Source organism: uncultured Aquitalea sp., assembly GCF_945957525.1.
Classification (GTDB): domain Bacteria; phylum Pseudomonadota; class Gammaproteobacteria; order Burkholderiales; family Chromobacteriaceae; genus Aquitalea.
This window is the reverse complement of record NZ_CAMFLA010000006.1, coordinates 131511-148938: the sequence shown is the minus strand read 5'-3', so window position 1 is coordinate 148938 and position 17428 is coordinate 131511. Positions and strand designations below refer to the sequence as shown.

Annotated in this window: 13 protein-coding genes; 9 read left to right on the top strand and 4 right to left on the bottom strand. The window is 64.2% G+C overall.

Annotated features, from left to right (window positions below):
* The first annotated feature begins 127 nt into the window (after window positions 1–127).
* The 4 genes from Q0P52_RS07655 to Q0P52_RS07640 all read left to right on the top strand — a co-directional run bounded on the left by Q0P52_RS07655 (window position 128) and on the right by Q0P52_RS07640 (window position 3599).
* Window positions 128–1060, top strand: a complete 933-nt coding sequence (locus Q0P52_RS07655) for a choline ABC transporter substrate-binding protein (RefSeq protein WP_293761974.1) — start codon at window positions 128–130, stop codon at window positions 1058–1060.
* Between the two features lie 129 nt (window positions 1061–1189).
* Entirely contained in the window at window positions 1190–2080 is an 891-nt protein-coding gene (locus tag Q0P52_RS07650) for a 3-keto-5-aminohexanoate cleavage protein (RefSeq protein WP_293761972.1), read from the top strand.
* 93 nt (window positions 2081–2173) lie between these two features.
* Window positions 2174–3130 (top strand): L-carnitine dehydrogenase, encoded by a 957-nt coding sequence (locus Q0P52_RS07645; protein ID WP_293761970.1) that lies wholly within the window; start codon window positions 2174–2176, stop codon window positions 3128–3130.
* Window position 3131: 1 nt separating this feature from the next.
* Window positions 3132–3599, top strand: a complete 468-nt coding sequence (locus tag Q0P52_RS07640) for a thioesterase family protein (protein WP_293761968.1) — start codon at window positions 3132–3134, stop codon at window positions 3597–3599.
* 31 nt (window positions 3600–3630) lie between these two features.
* Here the strand turns inward: Q0P52_RS07640 and Q0P52_RS07635 are convergent, their stop codons facing one another.
* Window positions 3631–4602, bottom strand: coding sequence for a GlxA family transcriptional regulator (locus tag Q0P52_RS07635; protein WP_293761966.1), 972 nt, complete (start codon window positions 4600–4602; stop codon window positions 3631–3633).
* 284 nt (window positions 4603–4886) lie between these two features.
* Between Q0P52_RS07635 and Q0P52_RS07630 the strand changes: the two genes are divergently transcribed.
* Entirely contained in the window at window positions 4887–7088 is a 2202-nt protein-coding gene (locus Q0P52_RS07630) for an SLC26A/SulP transporter family protein (RefSeq protein ID WP_293761964.1), read from the top strand.
* 63 nt (window positions 7089–7151) lie between these two features.
* Here the strand turns inward: Q0P52_RS07630 and Q0P52_RS07625 are convergent, their stop codons facing one another.
* The 3 genes from Q0P52_RS07625 to Q0P52_RS07615 form a co-directional block, all read right to left on the bottom strand.
* Window positions 7152–10460 (bottom strand): EAL domain-containing protein, encoded by a 3309-nt coding sequence (locus tag Q0P52_RS07625; RefSeq protein WP_293761962.1) that lies wholly within the window; start codon window positions 10458–10460, stop codon window positions 7152–7154.
* A gap of 525 nt (window positions 10461–10985) precedes the next feature.
* A complete protein-coding gene (locus Q0P52_RS07620) occupies window positions 10986–12026 on the bottom strand; it encodes an ABC transporter substrate-binding protein (protein ID WP_293761960.1) in 1041 nt (346 codons plus the stop codon).
* 381 nt (window positions 12027–12407) lie between these two features.
* Complete coding sequence (locus tag Q0P52_RS07615; RefSeq protein ID WP_293761958.1) at window positions 12408–13310, bottom strand: LysR family transcriptional regulator; 903 nt, start codon at window positions 13308–13310, stop codon at window positions 12408–12410.
* A gap of 198 nt (window positions 13311–13508) precedes the next feature.
* Between Q0P52_RS07615 and Q0P52_RS07610 the strand changes: the two genes are divergently transcribed.
* From Q0P52_RS07610 to argE, 4 genes are all read left to right on the top strand, one after another.
* The gene (locus Q0P52_RS07610; RefSeq protein ID WP_293761956.1) at window positions 13509–14807 is read left to right on the top strand and encodes an NAD(P)/FAD-dependent oxidoreductase; all 1299 of its coding nucleotides are present in this window, start codon (window positions 13509–13511) and stop codon (window positions 14805–14807) included.
* A 75-nt stretch (window positions 14808–14882) separates the two neighbouring features.
* On the top strand, window positions 14883–15305 hold the full coding sequence (locus tag Q0P52_RS07605; RefSeq protein WP_293761954.1) for a RidA family protein: 423 nt from the start codon (window positions 14883–14885) through the stop codon (window positions 15303–15305).
* Window positions 15302–15979 (top strand): DUF1028 domain-containing protein, encoded by a 678-nt coding sequence (locus Q0P52_RS07600; RefSeq protein WP_293761952.1) that lies wholly within the window; start codon window positions 15302–15304, stop codon window positions 15977–15979. The genes Q0P52_RS07605 and Q0P52_RS07600 overlap by 4 nt, the downstream gene beginning before the upstream one ends.
* Window positions 15980–15982: 3 nt before the next feature.
* Window positions 15983–17134: an acetylornithine deacetylase gene (gene argE / locus Q0P52_RS07595; protein WP_293761950.1), complete on the top strand. Its 1152-nt coding sequence runs from the start codon at window positions 15983–15985 to the stop codon at window positions 17132–17134.
* Window positions 17135–17428: the final 294 nt, after the last annotated feature.

Genomic DNA, 17428 nt, shown 5'->3' with positions numbered 1-17428 from the left:
CAGCTTGTCGCTCCAGTGCGAGCAACTGTCGCTGTGGGTGGCAAACGCCATTCGGCGCGCGGGTAGTGTAGCGGCGTGATGTTCGCTTTCGTCATCACCACGCTGACTGATAAAGAGGAGATGGAGCATGAAGCTGCGCGCAGGGATAGTGTTGTTGAGCCTGGCAGGTTCCACTGTCTGGGCCGGGGAGCCGGAAAGCTGTCGCAACGTGAGGTTCGCCGATGTGGGCTGGACCGACATTGCCGCCACTACCGGTCTTGCCAGCGTGGTCTTGCAAGGCCTGGGTTACAAGCCGAGCAAAACCATCGCGTCGGAACCGATTGTCTTCGCCGGGTTGAAAAACCGGCAGCTGGACGCGTATCTGGGGTACTGGGACCCGTCGCAAACACCGGCGATCACCCCCTTTGTGCAGGCCAAGGCCCTGCAAGTGCTGCCCGCAGCCAATCTGGACGGCGCCAAGTACACCCTGGCGGTGCCAAGCTATGCGGCGGAAAAGGGTCTGCGCACTTTCGCCGACATCGCCCGCTTCCGCAAGGAGCTGGACGGCAAGATTTACGGTATCGAGGCCGGCAGTCAGGGCAATGCGCAAATCAAGAAAATGATTGACGGCAATGAGTTTGGTCTGGGCGGCTTCAAGCTGATCGAATCCAGCGAGGCCGGCATGCTGGTGGAGGCCAACAAGGCTTACCGGCAAAAGAAAATGGTGGTGTTTCTGGCGTGGGAACCGCACCCGATGAACTTCATGATGAAGTTGACCTACCTCTCGGGCGGCGACAAACAGTTCGGCCCCAATTTCGGCGGCTCCAAGGTGTATACCGTGCTGGCCAACGACTTCCAACAGCGCTGTCCCAATGCCGGCAAACTGCTGGGCAATCTCAAATTCACGCTGGACATGGAAAACCATGTCATGGCGCCCATCATGCAGAAAATCAACCCCGACACGGCGGCCCGGCAATGGCTGCAGCGCAATCCACAGGCGCTGGAGCCCTGGCTGGACGGCGTAAGCACCTTTGACGGCAAGCCTGGTCTGGCGGCGGTCAAATCCTTCCTCGCGCAATAGCGCACGCGCCGCCGCCCGGCGGCCTTTACCCGTAACACCCTGGCTGAGCCGGTATGCCGGTCCGGCGGTTTTCGCACGGTTTTACCGGGCGGGGGCACGGCTTCGCCCGGATTTTCGCAAGGGATCAACATGAATCAGGACGTGATCGTCACCTGCGCCGTTACCGGCGCGGGCGACACGGTGGGCAAGCATCCGCATATCCCGGTAACGCCCAAAGAGATTGCCGCCGCTGCCGTGGAGGCGGCTAAGGCCGGCGCTACCGTGGTGCATTGCCATGTGCGCGACCCGCATACCGGCAAGGGCAGCCGCGATCCGGCGCTGTATCGCGAGCTGGTGGATCGCATACGGTCTTCCGGCGTGGACATGATCGTCAATCTCACTGCCGGCATGGGCGGAGACCTGCAGATCGGCGCGGGCGAGCAACCGATGGCCTTTGGCCCCGGCACCGATCTGGTGGGCGGACTGACCCGCCTGATCCACGTGGAGGAGCTGCTGCCGGAAATCTGCACGCTGGATTGCGGCACGCTCAATTTCGGCGATGGCGATTTCATCTATGTGTCGACGCCGGCCCAGTTGCGGGCCGGGGCCCGGCGCATTCAGGAACTGGGCGTCAAACCGGAGCTGGAGGTGTTTGATACCGGGCATTTGTGGTTTGCCAAACAGATGCTGAAAGAAGGGCTGCTGGACGAGATGCCGCTGTTCCAGCTTTGCCTTGGCATTCCCTGGGGTGCGCCGGCCGATACCGGCACCATGAAAGCGATGGTGGACAACCTGCCGCCTGGCGCTGTCTGGGCTGGTTTCGGCATCGGCCGCATGCAAATGCCGATGGTGGCGCAAGCCATGTTGCTGGGCGGTAATGTGCGGGTGGGCCTGGAAGACAACCTCTATCTGGATCGGGGGGTATTCGCCAGCAACGGCGCGCTGGTGGAGCGGGCGGCGGACCTGGTGGCCAAGCTGGGCGGCCGCGTGCTGACCCCTGAAGAGGGCCGAAAGAAACTGGGGCTGAAAAAGCGCGGCTAAAGCCGCAGGCCGCCGGCCGCAGTGCGACATTGCGGCGAGGCTGCTGCTTGCGGGGCAATGGCCGGTGCCAGGAAACCGGCAAACAGGAGTGGCATGATGGAACTGATCAAAGAGGTGAAGACGTTCGCCGCCTTGGGCACGGGTGTTATCGGCGGCGGTTGGGTGGCGAGGGCGCTGGCCAACGGGCTGGATGTGCTGGCCTGGGACCCGGCGCCGGGCGCGGAAGACCGGCTGCGCGCCCAAGTGGCGCGGGCCTGGCAGGCTTTGAACGAATGGGGGTTGGCCGAAGGGGCGTCGCCGGAGCGCTTGCGCTTTGTCGGCACGCTGGAGGAGGCCGCTGCAGAAGCGGACTTCATTCAGGAAAGCGCGCCGGAGCAACTGGCGCTGAAGCTGGAGATGCATGCCCGGGCCTCGCGCGCGGCCCGGCCAGAAGCCATCATCGCGTCCTCTACGTCGGGTTTGCTGCCCAGCGAATTCTATCGCGAGACGGCATATCCGCAGCGCTGCCTGGTGGGCCACCCTTTCAACCCGGTCTATCTGTTGCCGCTGGTGGAAGTGGTGGGCGGCGAAGCTACCGATGCGGCAGCCATCGAGACAGCCATGGCCATCTACGCCAGACTGGGCATGCGCCCCTTGCATGTGCGCAAGGAAGTGCCGGGCTTCATTGCAGACCGGCTGCTGGAAGCCTTGTGGCGGGAGGCCTTGCATCTGGTCAACGACGGCGTGGCCACCACCGGTGAAATCGATGATGCCATCCGCTTTGGCGCGGGCATACGCTGGGCGTTCATGGGAACATTCCAGATCTACACTCTGGCGGGCGGCGAGGCCGGCATGCGACATTTCATGCGTCAGTTCGGCCCGGCGCTCAAGCTGCCCTGGACCCATCTGCCCGCTCCCGAGCTGACCGACGACTTGATTGAAGCGGTAGTGGCCGGCACCAGCGAACAAATGTCGGGGCGTTCGCTTGCCGAGATGGAGCGTTACCGCGACGATTGCATCATGCATATCAGGCGCGCGGTGGCGGCCTGCCAGTACAAACACGGAGTGTGAGATGTCGGCCATGGTTTTGTATCGCGGGCAAGTGTGCCCGGAGTGGGTGGATTACAACGGACACATGCGGGACGCCTATTACCTGCTGGTGTTCAGTCTGGCCAGCGATGCGCTGATCGATCGCATCGGCCTGGACGATGCCGCGCGGCAAAGCCGGCGCCGCTCGGTGTACACGCTGGAAGTGCATCTGAATTATTTGCGCGAGATGAAAGAGGGCGATCCTTTGCGGGTGGAGGGACGGATTCTGGCCAGCGACCACAAGCGGCTGCAGGTGTTTTTCAGCCTGCATTACGGCGAGGAGGACGCGCCTGCCGCCTGCAGCGAGCAATTGCTGATTCATGTCGATACCGGGAGCGGGCGCTCCACGGCGTTTGACGAGGATGTGTTGAGCCGGATCGGCGAGCTGTCGCCACCGGGGGCCGGATTTGAGTCGCCTTATGTTGGCCGAAGCATCGCGTTGAAGGTCTGAGGCCAGCGTCGTGCCGGGCCGCGCCCGCCTCTCAGGGTTGGCGCGGCTCGCCGCTTTCTGCCGCAGCGCGGTCGTTCCGGTCGTGGCTGGGTGTGGCGCCATAGCGTTGACGATAGGCGCGAGCAAAATAGGTGGCCGACTCAAAACCGCAAGCCAGGCAGATTTCCAGCACGCTCATGCCGGTTTGCCGCAGCAGTTCGCGGGCGCGGCCAAGCCGCAGATGCAGGTAAAACCCGCTGGGCGTGGCGTCGAACTGCTGGCGGAACAGCCGCTCCAGCTGACGCCGGGTGACGCCTGCCAGTTCCGCCAGCTCGATGGTGGTAAGCGGGTGTTCGATATTGCCTTCCATGGCCGCAATGGCGTTGATCAGTTTCTTGTTGTGCACACCGTAACGGGCGGTCAGCTGCAGGCGTTGATGATCGTTTTTGGAGCGGATACGTCCCAGCACGAATTGCTCTGACACCAGCGCCGCCAGCGCTGCGCCGTGACGTCGCGCCAGCCGCTCCAGCATCAGATCCAGCGAGGCGGTGCCGCCGGCTGAGCTGATGCGCTTGCCGTCAATCTCGAACAATTCCTGCGTTACCGTCAGCAAAGGGTAGCGCTCCTGGAAAGCCGCAATGGCTTCCCAGTGCAGGGTAAGCCGCTCCTGACGAAACAGGCGCGCTTCGGCCAACGGGAAGCAACCGGTGTCGATACCGCCCAGCGTGGCGCCGGCCCGGTCCAGTTGTCTTAGCCAGGCTTTGAGCGTGTCGTCGGCGTGCGCCAGCGGATTGAAGCCGGCGATGATGAACAGCGTGTCGATGCCGCCCGCGTCGAAGCAGGCCGCCTCCGCTTCCAGTGACATGCCGTTGCTGGCCCGCACCGGTCCACCGTCCAGGCTCAGCAAGTGCCAACGGTAAAGATCCGCCTGAAAGCGGTTGGCCACGCGCAGGGGCTCGATCGCGGACAAGAGGCCGATCATCGAGAATTCCGGCAGCAGCAGAAAATGAATGTTCTCGGTCATGCGCGGGGCACCATTTGGCTTGAGAGAGCGAGGCAGCACTCGACATTACCCCAGTTTGCGTTTGTCGGGCAGCGTGGCGCGCCGGCAAGGTTGGCCGAAGGCTCCGGGTCATGCCGCTGGCCGGCCTATGCTTGAAACAGCCTGCGCAAGTCCTGACAAGTATTGACCCAACGCAGATAAACCCGTCCCGCCCTTCTTGTACATTTGCTAAACAAAGAACAAGAAACAAACGATCCTGGTCAGGATGGGCAAGCGCGCATCCATGCCGGACAGCGGGGACAATCATGAAACAAAACAATACGGGCGGCCGCGCGGGGGATGTCTGGGGCGGTCTGGCCGCCATGCTGGTGGCCTTACCATCCGCCATTGCTTTCGGTGTGGCCATCTTTGCGCCGTTTGGCAGTCAGCACGCGGCGGACGGCGCGCTGGCGGGCATTCTCGGCGTCATGGTGCTGGGTTTCTTTGCCGCCGCCTTGGGCGGCACCGACCGGCTGATTTCCGCCCCCTGCGCGCCAGCGGCGGCGGTGCTGTCGGCCTTTGCCGCACAGTTGGCGTCCGGGGGCGCGGATGCCGCTCTGGGCGTGGTGATGCTGACGCTGGTGGCTGCGCTGGCCGGCGCGGCGCAGATCGCACTGGGGGCTTTGGGCACCGGCAAGCTGATTCGCTACATTCCTTACCCGGTGGTGAGCGGCTATCTGAGCGCCGTGGGCATCACCATCATCCTGAGCCAGTTGCCGCAAGTGCTGGGCACCGGGGGGCATGTCTCGCTGTGGCAGGCCTTGCAGGCACCGGAGAACTGGCGCTGGCAAAGCCTTGTGGTCGGCCTGTGCGTGATGCTGACCATGCTGCTGGCCCCCAGGCTGATCAAGGCCGTGCCGGCGGCCATCGTGGCGCTGGCGGTGGGGGTGGCGGTGTACTTTCTTGCCGCCTTGCCGGACCCGTCCCTACTGTCCCTGGGCGGCAACCATTTTGTGGTGGGGCCGCTGCCGCAGGGCGGGCAAAGCCTGTTGACGGCGGCGCTGGAGCGGTTTCACGCTGTGCGGCAGGTCGGGTTTGCGCAGTTGGCCGAAGTGGTGTGGCCGGCGTTGACGCTGGCCATCCTGCTGTCCATCGATACGCTCAAGACCTGCGTGGTGCTGGATGCGCTGACCTTTTCCCATCATCGGTCCAATCGCGAACTGGCGGCGCAGGGCGTAGGCAATATGGCCTCGGCCTTGTGCGGCGGCATTCCCGGCGCGGGACAGATGGGCGCTTCCATGGTGAACCTCAACAGCGGGGCGAAAACCCGTCGCTCGGGCGTGTTCGCCGCTCTGTTCGCCTTGCTGGTGTTTGCTCTGTTTGCGCCGCTGGTGGCCTGGGTGCCCATCGCCGCCCTGGGCGGCATCCTGCTGGTGGTGGGCTTTCGCATGATCGACCTGCACAGCCTGTCTTTCATCCGCAGCAAATCCACGCGTTTTGATTTTCTGGTGATTGCGGCTGTGATCGCCACGGCGCTGAGCGTCAGCCTGATTGCAGCTTCCGGCGTGGGCATCCTGCTGGCGGCGGTGCTGTATCTGCGCGAACAGATGCGCAGCGTCATCCTGCATCGCAAGATCGAGGGCGGCAACGCTTTCTCCCGCGTGGTGCGCCACGACCAGGAGCTGGAAATCCTCATCCGGGAGGGCAGCAAGACGGTCATCGTGGAATTGCAGGGCAGCCTGTTTTTCGGCACGGCGTACCAGCTGTTTCAGGCGCTGGAGCCGGAGATCGGCCCGCGCACTTACGTCATCCTCAATATGCGCCGCGTGCAGTCGCTCGATCTCACCGCCACCCATGTGTTCGAGCAGATCAAGGACAGACTGGAAGAGGTGGGTGCTTATCTGATTTTCTCGGAGATTCCGCGCAATCTGCCCAGCGGCCTGAAAATGAAGCGCTACCTGCGCAAGGTGGGGCTGGTGCGCGACACGGAAAAGGCGCTGGCTTTTCGTCGTATCGACCAGGCGCTGGAATGGGTGGAGGCGCAGATTCTGCTGACAATGGCGCAAGAGGGAGGGCAGGCGGACGATGCCATCGCCTTGCATGAACTGGAAGCGCGACTGGGCTGGCGCGAAGGTTGTCTCACGCAGCTGGCGCCGGTGATGACGCCGCTGAGCCTGCCGGCGGGGACCACGTTGTTTGAAGCCGGCGCCGAGGCCTGCGAGCTGATTTTCATCCGGCGCGGCTCAGTCCGCGTGGCCTTGCCGCTGGGAAAGAAGAACGAGTGGCATATCGGCACCTTCGGCAAGGGCGATTTCATCGGGGAGATGGGTTTTCTCGACGGCTCGCGCCGCAGCGCCAGAACGCTGGCCCAGACCGACTGCGAGCTGTATGTGCTGAAACGGGCTGATTTCGACCGGTGCGCGGCCGAGCAGGGCGGCCCCTGCCTGTTTCTGTTTGAAGGAATCGCCACCGCGCTGGCCATGCGGGTACGCATGCTGAACAAGGAACTGCGCGCCCTGCGGGAATAACCGTCTTGGCTGCCCGCCGCGCGCCCGTGCCGGCAAGGTTGGCCGAAGGGCAGCGGCAAACCGTCAGCTTGAGAGCCGTTCGGCGCAGGCTTGCTCCGCCAGCCACGCGGTAAGCCGCTGGCTGGCCTGATCGGCCGGAGCAGCGTCCGGGCCGGGGTCTTGCCAAGCCGGTGGTGGGCGCTTGGCGAGAAAGGCTTGCAGCGGACAGTGCTGCGGCTCTGGCCGGGCCTCGGTGTGCGAGGGCTGGGTATAGAGCCAATGCTGCGCCAGCGCACCCAGATAGGTAGTGATGCGATCCCGGTGGGCCGGCGGCTGAAAGCCCGCCTGCCACGCCACAAAGCGGGAAGCCTCCATCGGTTTTGCCAGACAATAGCCCTGGCCAAGGTCGGCCCCGAGAATCATGGCAGCCTCCAGCATGCCCGCGTCTTCCAGCCCTTCCACCACCACTTGCCGTTCCAGATCGCGGCCCAGTTGCAGGATGGCCCGGATCAGCGCCAGGCTGGGCAGCGGATTCTTGCGCAAATTCAGCGTCAGGCCCTGATCCACCTTGATGCAGTCGAAGGGCTGCGAGCTCAGTCGTTGCAGGCTGCTGTAGCCGGAGCCCAGGTCGTCCATCGCCAGCTTGATGCCGGTGCGGCGCAAGCGTTCGATCGCCCTGTCTTGCGCCTGCGGCGGAATGTCTTCCGTTTCCAGCAACTCCAGGCTGAGCCGGCGAGGATCGACGCCATGCTGCCTCAGCGCGTCATCCACCCAACTGGCGCAGTTGTCGTCCAGCAAGGTGGCTGGCGCGATGTTGAGCGAGACGTCTATCGCCAGCCCTTGTCGTTCAAAGGCTTGCAACTGGCCAAGGGCCTTGTCCAGCCCCAGCCGGAACAAGTGATCCATGTCGGCGTCGCCCAGCAGGGGCAAGAACACGCCGGGGCCGACGATGTCGCCGTTGTCCTGGCGCAGCCGCGCCAGCGCCTCCACCTTCACGGTCTTGCCGCTGCGCAGGTCCACCACCGGTTGCAGGAACATCTCCAATCCGCCGGCAAACAGACGTTCGCGCAGGGCGATGGCCAGGTTCTGCTGGATGGCGGCGGCCGGCTTGGTGCAGGCGGTGAGAATCAGCTCCCAGCGATGCTGCAGGCCCTGGGCAAATTGTCGCATCGCATTGGATTCGAATTGATTGGGGTAGGCGCCGAAGAAGCTGATGACCGCTACGGTCAGGCCCTCCGGGTTGCGTACCGGCACGCTCATGGTTGAGCGGATGCGATAGTCCTCGGCTTGGCTGTACCAACTGGCGTAACGCGGGTCGTGGCCATAGGCGGCCACGCTGCAGATATTACCGGTGCGCCAGGCCACGGCGCTCAGGCCTTGTCCGCGCGGCGAGGTGGGATCCACCACCGATTCCTTGCCTGGCGTTTGCAGGATGTTGGCGACGATTTCGCCTTTGGGGCCACGGCTGTTTTCCGGGACGAACACGCCGTTGGACATCAGTCGCATCAGTAGAACGGCCTGTACGCCGGGCAGCTTGCCCAGCAAGTCCAGTTCGCTGTTCACCGCATCCGCCCACAGCGTCCCTTGATGCGGCATGGGGTGGGAGATCACTTCCAGATAGTCGCTCTGCACCTGGGCGGCGGCCTTGAGCTGGCCATGCAGCTGGTTTTGCAGGCGGCTGTCGACGATTTCCAGCAAGCGATAGCGCTGGCTGGCCGGCAGCAGGGTCTGGTTGAGTTGCTGGCTGAACTGATGACGGAACAGCTCCACGCTTTGGACCAGCATGGCGGGCGTGACGCCCACCAGACCATGTACCTTGCCCAGCCGCAAGCTTTCCGCATGAATGGTGGCGGCATCGGCGTCGGTGGTGAGCAGACGCTGGATGAAGTTGCGATGCAGCGGCTTCAGGCCCTCGACATTGGCGGGGCTGAGGTTGCGCAAAATGCGCAGGTAATCTTCCGGTGCACCGTCCAGATCATAAAAATGAGCGATGTAGTGCTCGATGGCGGCGTTCACCACCTTCGACGCCTTTTGCAGCAGCCTGGCGGCTTCTTCGCCGTATACCTCGAAACTGCCGGCCTCTTCGGCGTGGTATTCGGTTTCGTCCGCAGCCATGCGCCACCAGACGCGGCGTGAAGATTTATGCTGTTTGGCCTGATACATGGCGACGTCGGCCTGCCGCATCAGCGCATCGGCATCCGCGCCATCGTGCGGAAACAGCGCCACACCCACGGTCATGCCCACTTCGGCCTCGTTGCCCGCACCCAGCGCGAAGGGCGACTCCACCGCCTGGTGCAGCTTGTTCAGGGTGGCGGACAGCTTGTTGAGCAAACCGGTTTCTTCCAGATCTTCGATCACCACCAGAAACTCGTCGCCGCCCAGGCGGGCGACGAAGTCGGAGCGGCGCAGCAGGTCTTGCAGGCGGCGGGCGAACAGTTGCAGCAGGATGTCGCCGGTTTCATGGCCCCAGGTATCGTTGACCGGCTTGAAGTCGTCCAGATCGATCATGCATACCGCCACCATGCTCTGGTGGCGCTGAGCGCGGGCCAGCGCGCCGTCCAGATGACGGGTCAGCGAGAAGCGGTTGGGCAAACCGGTGAGCCAGTCGTAATGGGCGGCACTGATGATCTGTTCTTCCTGCCGCTTGTGTTCGGTGACGTCCTGGTTGGTGCCGATGGCGCGCAAGGCGCGGCCATTGTGATCGCGCGCCACCACCTTGCCGGTGCTGCGTATCCAGTTCCAGCCGCCTTCGGCGTTGCGATAGCGGAATTCCTCGCGAAAGCGGGGGGATTCGCCGCGCAGCATGGCAATGGTGGCGCGGCTGACCGCGGCGAAGTCATCGGGATGCACGCCGGACAGCAAGGTTTGGCTGTTGAGCTCCGCCTCGCGCGGCGGGTGGCCCAGCATGCGCAGCCAGCGTGCGTCCAGCCGTACCACATCGCGGGGAATGTCCACGTCCCACAGCGACAGTTGCGAGGCGTCCAGCGCCAGCGACAGCCGCTCGTTGGCTTGTTGCAAGGCCTCTTCAATGGCTTGGCGGTCGGCCATGTCGGTATAGGTCAGCACATAGCCGCCGATATCGCCGTCGTCGTCGGTCATCACGCTGCAACTGAGCGCGACGCCCAGCGTCTGGCCGCCCTGGGCGATACGTTTCACCTCGCCCTGGAAGGGGCGCGTGGGGCTGGCGGCGGCGATGACAGCCTGATGCGAGGCGATGTCGTCCATGCCGGAGGGGGCGATGACGCTGATGTGGCGACCGAGGATGTCGGCTTCCGCGTAGCCGAACATGGCGCTGAACGCCGGATTGACGTAGCGGACCATGCCGTGTTGGTCGAGGATGGCCAAGGCTTGCGCGGTTTGGCGCAAGGCCAGCTGGAAATCGGGGACTGTCATGCTGTTCTGTCTGGCTGCCGCGCGCTTGGCGGACAAGCCGGCCTGCTGGTCGTGCTTGCCCGCTGGAATGATCTGATTGTTCTCAGCCGCAAGTGTACACAGGATTGGGGGGATTCGATGCATTGACCCGGACAAGACGCCTGATGTGGTGCGAAAGGTCTGATGGCGCAAGGGTGGCCCGCATCCGCCGGGTTGGCCGAAGATCTTCACTTGTCGGGAAATACGACCGCATCAGTCCTTGATAAGAGCGGCTAACAAAAATCAGTATCACGGCAGAGGCAAGGCGCGTCGGCGTAGTCAGTACTTGAGTACGGCAAGCAGGCGCAACGCAGCATCAGGAATTTTGCCAGCCACTCTAAAAGCCGCGCGCAATACCTTGTTGAAACCTTGGCCCAGGCGCAGGGGCGCGGGCTGCGCAGCTGGTGTGGTGCAGACCAAAGGAGGCGTAGCACAGGCGCAGAGGCATTGCGGGCGGGGGTGAAAAAGGCGCTTGACGCGCCTTGCAGGGGGGCAGAGTGGGCCGGCTTAACGGGCGGCCCAGGCGTTGAAGCGTTGCTCCAGACTTTCGCCGTGGTCCACCCAGAAGTTGCTGTCTATAGCCAGGCCATCGCGGATATTGTTGGGCGCGGTGGGCAGGTTGGCCAGCGTGGCGGCGGGAATCAGTCGCGAGGCGGCCTTGTTGCTGACGCCGTAGCTGATGCCTTTCACATACTGGGCCTGGGCCTGCGGGCGGGCGGCAAAGGCGAGGAATTTGTACGCGGCGTCGGCGTTGGGGCTGCCTTTGGGAATGGTCCAGTAGTCGTAATCGTAAATATTGCCTTTCCACACCATACGCAGCGATTTGGCGCCTTCGTTCTGCGCGGCGCTGATGCGGCCATTGTAGGCCGAGGTCATGGCCACATCGCCGGAGGCCAGATACTGCGCCGGCTGCGCGCCGGCCTCCCACCACTGGATATAGGGCTTGAGCTTGTCCAGCTTGGCAAAAGCGCGGCTGACGCCAGTCGGGGTGGACAGCGCCTTGTAGACTTCAGCCGGGTTGACGCCGTCGGCCAGCAGGGCAATTTCCAGCGTGTATTTGGCGCCCTTGCGCAAACCTCGTTTGCCGGGAAAACGTTGCACATCCCAGAAGTCGGCCCAGGAGGCGGGCGCTTGTTTGACCTTGTCGGCGTTATACGCCAGCACCGTGCTCCACACGTAGGCGGCAACGCCGCACTCCTGCGCCGCGCCGGGCAGCAAGTCGTTCTTGTTGGCAATACGGCGGTAGTCCAGCTTCTCGAACAGGCCTTCGTCACAGCCGCGCGTCAGTTCGGGCGATTCCACGTCCAGCACGTCCCAGCTCACATGCTTGCTGTCCACCATGGCTCGCAGCTTGGCCATTTCGCCGTTGTAATCGCCTGCCACCACCTTGATGCCGCTGCTGGCGGAAAATGGTTGGTAATAGGCTTTTTGCTGGGCGTCCTTGTTGGCGCCGCCAAAGGAAATCACAGTGAGTTCGGCCGACATGGCCGGCAAGGCGGCAAGCGCCCCCAGTGAGGCGAACAGGCAGGTGAGGCGAGTGGTGGACATGGCGTTTCTCCGGTTCGGGTGGGTAGGGCCGCCCGGCCGCAGACCACTCACCCGGACTGCGGGCGGCGGAGGCGCTCAGTCCCGGCACGCCCGGCGGATGCGGTCTGCGACGCATGCGCGGCGCCAGCCCACTGTAGGGACTGTCCGCACCGCAGGTAAAATAGCTTTACCCTTTGCAGTGCATCGTTATTTCCGATCCAGCGCCATCGCGGCGCGCCTGCCGCGTCTCTTGGCGCAGTGTGCAGGCGTTTGCGCGTTTCTCAAGCTTTGGCGCGGCCGACAAATCTTTGATGCTGCATCGCGCCCTCTTGCCTTTCCTTGTGGGCCGCTTGTGTCGGTGCGCCTTGTTTCAGCCGTGAAACTGATGCTTGTCGGCTGCTTTCATCCCAACAAGCCCATGCCGCGCTCGCACAGTGTGACAAAGGCTTCGGCGCGGCGCGTCAGACGCAGCTCCGCCGGCCAGGCCAGCACGATGTCCAGCGAGGGCACGTCTTCCACTATCGGCAGATACACCAGCGGGTCGCCGGCATAACTCACCGCCGTGTTGGGCTTGAGGTGCAGCAGGGCGAAGCCGCAGCCGGCGGCCACCAGTCCGCGCGCCATCTCGAAGCTGACGGTGCGGTGCGCCACTCGCGCTTCCAGCCCGTGCTGGCGAAACACCGAGAGGAAGTATTCGCGGCTGTGCGGCAGGTCCAGCAGCACCATCGGTTCTTCGGCCAGATCGATCAGCGATACCGCGCCGGCGCGGGCTAGCGGGTGATTGGCCGGCAGCACGGCGTAGGGTTGCTGCGTGCGCAGCTTGTGGCGGAACAGTTGCGGCGAGAGGTCAAGATCGTACAGCAGCGCCAGCTCGGTTTCCCCGCTGAGCAAGGAGCGCTGCAGCTGCTCGGTATCCCCCTCGCGCAGCTGCACGGCGATGTCCGGGTAGTCGCTGCGCAACTGGGCCATCAGCCGCGGCAGGAAGATGGGCGCGATGGTGCTGAAGCAGCCCAGTTCCAGCTTGCCGCGCAGGCTCTGGCTGAGGTCAGTGGCGTGCTGGCTGAGCTCTTCCGCATGGGCCAGCAGATTGCGCGCGGCGGCGACAAAGCTTTGCCCCGCGGGCGTCAGCGACACGCCCTTGGCGTGATGGCGGATGAAAAACTGCAGGCCGAATTGATCTTCCAACTGGGAGATGGCGCTGGAAATGCCCGGCTGTGAGGTGTAGAGCGCATTGGCGGCGGCGGTGACGCTGCCGTGATCGGCCACGGCCACCAGGTAGGCCAGCTGTCTTAGCGTGTATTGCATAACTTTGCCTTATCCAATGTAGAAAATTTATATATTTTCCGTATTCAGACTGTCTCCCTAGACTGCGGTTGTCAAGCGGAGCACCGACGCCAGTCGGCGCTCCGGGCGCAAGGCCGTTGCCTTGGCGTCCGCACGCAAGCGTTGTGCCACACCAGACAAGGGCGCCGCGCGGCGGCTCACACATGGGAGGAGAGAACGATGGAGAAGGAAAAGATCGACACGCTGGTGATCGGCGCCGGCCAGGCCGGCATCGCCTTGAGCGAGCATCTGAGCAGGCTGGATGTGCCGCATCTGGTGCTGGAGCGCAACCGCATTGCCGAACGCTGGCGTTCGCAGCGCTGGGATTCGCTGGTGTGCAACGGCCCGGCCTGGCACGACCGCTTTCCTGGCCTTGACTTTGACGATGTCGACCAGGACGCCTTCGCCGGCAAGGAACGCGTGGCGGCTTATCTGGAAGCCTACGCCCGCAAGTTCAACGCGCCGGTTCGCACCGGCGTGGAAGTCACCAAGGTAACGCGCAACGCCGACCGTGCCGGGTTCACCGTGGAAACTTCGGCCGGCGTGATCGAAGCGCAGCGCGTGGTGGCCGCTACCGGGCCTTTCCAGCGCCCCATCATCCCGGCCATCGTGCCGGCCAGCCCCGCCATCACCCAACTGCATTCCGCCGACTATCGCAACCCGGCGCAACTGCCGCCCGGCGCGGTGCTGGTGGTGGGCTCCGGTTCTTCCGGCGTACAGATTGCCGACGAACTGCACCGCGCCTGCCGCAAGGTGTACCTGTCCGTCGGCCCGCATGATCGCCCGCCGCGCGCCTATCGCCAGCGCGACTTCTGCTGGTGGTTGGGTGTGTTGGGCGAATGGGACGCCCAAACCATGAAACCGGGCAGGGAACACGTCACCATTGCCGTCAGCGGTGCGCGCGGCGGCCATACGGTGGACTTCCGCCGGCTGGCGCACCAAGGCGTCACGCTGGTGGGCATGACTCAGAGTTGCGATAAGGGCGTGATGCGCTTTCAGTCCGATCTGGCGGAAAACATCGCCCGCGGCGATGAAAACTACCTGTCCTTGCTGGACGCCGCCGACGCCTACATTGAGCGCAACGGTCTCGACCTGCCGCCGGAGCCCGAGGCGCGCGACATCCCGGCAGACCCGGCCTGCGTGGCGCATCCGATTCTGGAGCTGGATCTGGCGGAGGCCGGCATCAGCACCATCATCTGGGCCACCGGCTTTGCCGTGGATTACAGCTGGTTGCAGGTGGACGCCTTCGACGACAAGGGCAAGCCCCGTCATCAACGCGGCGTCTCCAGCGAGCCGGGGGTGTATTTCCTCGGCCTGCCCTGGCTGTCGCGGCGTGGTTCCAGCTTTATCTGGGGCGTGTGGCACGACGCCAAATTCATAGCCGACCATATCGCCACCCAGCGCAAATACCAGGCCTATCGGGACGCCGGCCAGCGCGCCGCCGCCAGTCAGCGCGAAACGGCGCCCGAGACAGCCTGAACAACGGCAAGACAAGGCGGGCCGTCCTCCGCGGCGGCCCAGCGACACACAGCCATCAAACAAAAGGTGATCACCATGGTTCACAAGCGCATCCGTCCGTTCAACACCAAGGAAACCTACCCGGAACAAAATCTCAACAACGATCTGTGCCAGGCAGTCGTGGCCGGCAACATCGTCTTTTTGCGCGGCCAGATCGGCCAGGATCTGGATACCCGAGAATCCGTCGGCATCGGTGATGTGAGCGCGCAGGCGGAAAAAGCCATGGCCAACGTCAAAATGCTGCTGGAGGAGTCCGGCAGCAGCCTCGATCATGTTTGCAAGATCGTCATCTACCTGGTGGACCCGCGCTATCGCGAAGCGGTGTACCAAGTGGTGGGCCGCTGGCTCAAGGGGGTGTACCCGGTGTCCACCGGGCTGGTGGTGTCGGCGCTGGCGCGGCCCGAGTGGCTGGTGGAAATCGACATCACCGCCGTCATCCCGGAGGGATATCAGCCATGACTTTTTCCATCGCGGCCCGTTGCCCGAAGACCGGCATGCTGGGCGTGGCGGCCGCCTCGTCCAGCATCGCCGTGGCTAGCCGCTGCTGCCACGCGCGCGCCGGCGTGGGCGCGGTGATGAGTCAGAACGTCACCAACCCGGCGCTGGGGGCGCTGGCGCTGGACCTGATGGAAGCCGGCCTGCGCGGCGATGCCCTGCTGGTGGCGCTGGCGCGCGAAGAACCCCATTTGGCCTGGCGCCAACTGGTGCTGGTGCCGGCCGAGGGCGACATCGCCACGTATAGCGGCGAGCGCGCACTGGGCCTGTACGCCGCCGCCCAAGGGCGCGATTGCGCCGCCGCCGGCAACATCCTCAATAGCGAATCGATACCGGGGCGCATGGTGTCCGCCTTTGAAAACAGCAGTGGACATCTGGTGGATCGACTGTTGCTTGCCATGCAGGCGGCGGTGGACGCCGGCGGCGAAACCGGCCCCATTCACGCGGCGGGTCTCAAACTGGTGGATGCGCTCAGCTGGCCGGTGGCCGACCTGCGGGTGGACTGGACCGATGGCGCGCCCATCGAGGAACTCAGCCGGCTATGGTGGCGCTATCGCCCGCAGATGCAAGACTACGTCACACGGGCGCAAGCCCCCGACAGTGCGCCGGCTTTCGCCGTGCCCGGCGTGGAGGAGTGAAGCATGGAATCCCTCGCCTTGCTCAACACGCTGGTGGGCTTTGACACCACCAGCCGGTTGAGCAACCAGATGCTGATCCACTTTGTGAAGAACTACCTCGCCGGTTTCGGCGTGGAAAGCCGCATCGTGGACAGCGAAGACGGCAGCAAAGCCAGCCTCTACGCCACCATCGGGCCCACCGACCGTCCCGGCGTCATGCTGGCCGGCCATACCGATGTGGTGCCGGTGGACGGGCAGGATTGGCGCAGCGATCCCTTCAACTTGCATGTGGCCGACGGCAAAGCCTACGGACGCGGCGCCGCCGACATGAAAGGCTTTATCGCCTGCGTGCTGGCGCAAGTGCCGCGCCTGAGCCGCACCGCCTTGCGCACCCCCATCCATCTGGCGCTGAGTTACGACGAGGAAATCGGCTGCATCGGCGTGCGGCGATTGCTGGAAGTGCTGGGCGGCCTGCCGGTGCTGCCGGCCATGGGCATTGTGGGCGAACCCACCAGCATGCGGCTGGCGGCCGCTCACAAGGGCAAGACCGCCTGGCGTGCAACCGTTACCGGCAAACCGGGGCACTCCAGCGACCCGGCCGCCGGCGTCAATGCGGTGGAATGCGCCGCCGAACTGGTGTGCCATATCCGCCGCCTGGCGGCCCAGCGGCGGGAGCAGGGGCCTTTCGATCCGCTGTACAACGTGCCGTACACCACCTTGCATGTGGGCCCGATGCAGGGCGGCAACGCGCTCAACATCATTCCCGGCTACTGCGTGTTTGACTTCGAAATCCGCCATCTGGCCAATGACCCGCCGGACAGTCTGCTGACTGCCATCCGTAGTCATGCTCAGGACATGCTGACCCCGGCCATGCGCGCCGTATCGCCGGAGTGCGGTTTTCATTTTGCCGAGCTGGCCAGCTACCCGGGCTTGCTGACGCCGCCAGACGCCGAAGTCGTGCGCTTTGTGCAAGGCTTGCTGGCGGACGGCAGCCAGCCGGGCAGCATCGCTTTCGGCACGGAGGCCGGGCTTTACAGCGAGCGCTGCGGCATCCCCACGGTGGTATGCGGCCCGGGCGACATCGCCCAGGCGCATCAGGCGGATGAGTGGATAGCGCTGGATCAACTGGCGGCGTGCGACCGTTTTCTCGACAGGCTGTTGGACCGGCTGGTGTAAGTCAGGGCGGATTTCCTCTGCAGACCAGCATTCGACCGGCTTTGGCCGGTCTTTTTTTATGCGGCGCGGGCGCGACGAAGCATGCCGCCGCTTGCTTGGAATTCCGCCACTTGTAAGGTTGGCTATCTGCGCAGGGAGATTGCCTGGCGCGCTGCAATCAGACAGTCAAACTGCCCGTTGCACGCTATCCGGCCTGCCGTGCTTCGCGGTTGCTTGAGGCCACAGCTGACTTTTCTCTGGCGGGTTAATGGTGCGGAGGCGCTTGTTCGTAAAGGTTTTCTAAAGAAGAGTCCC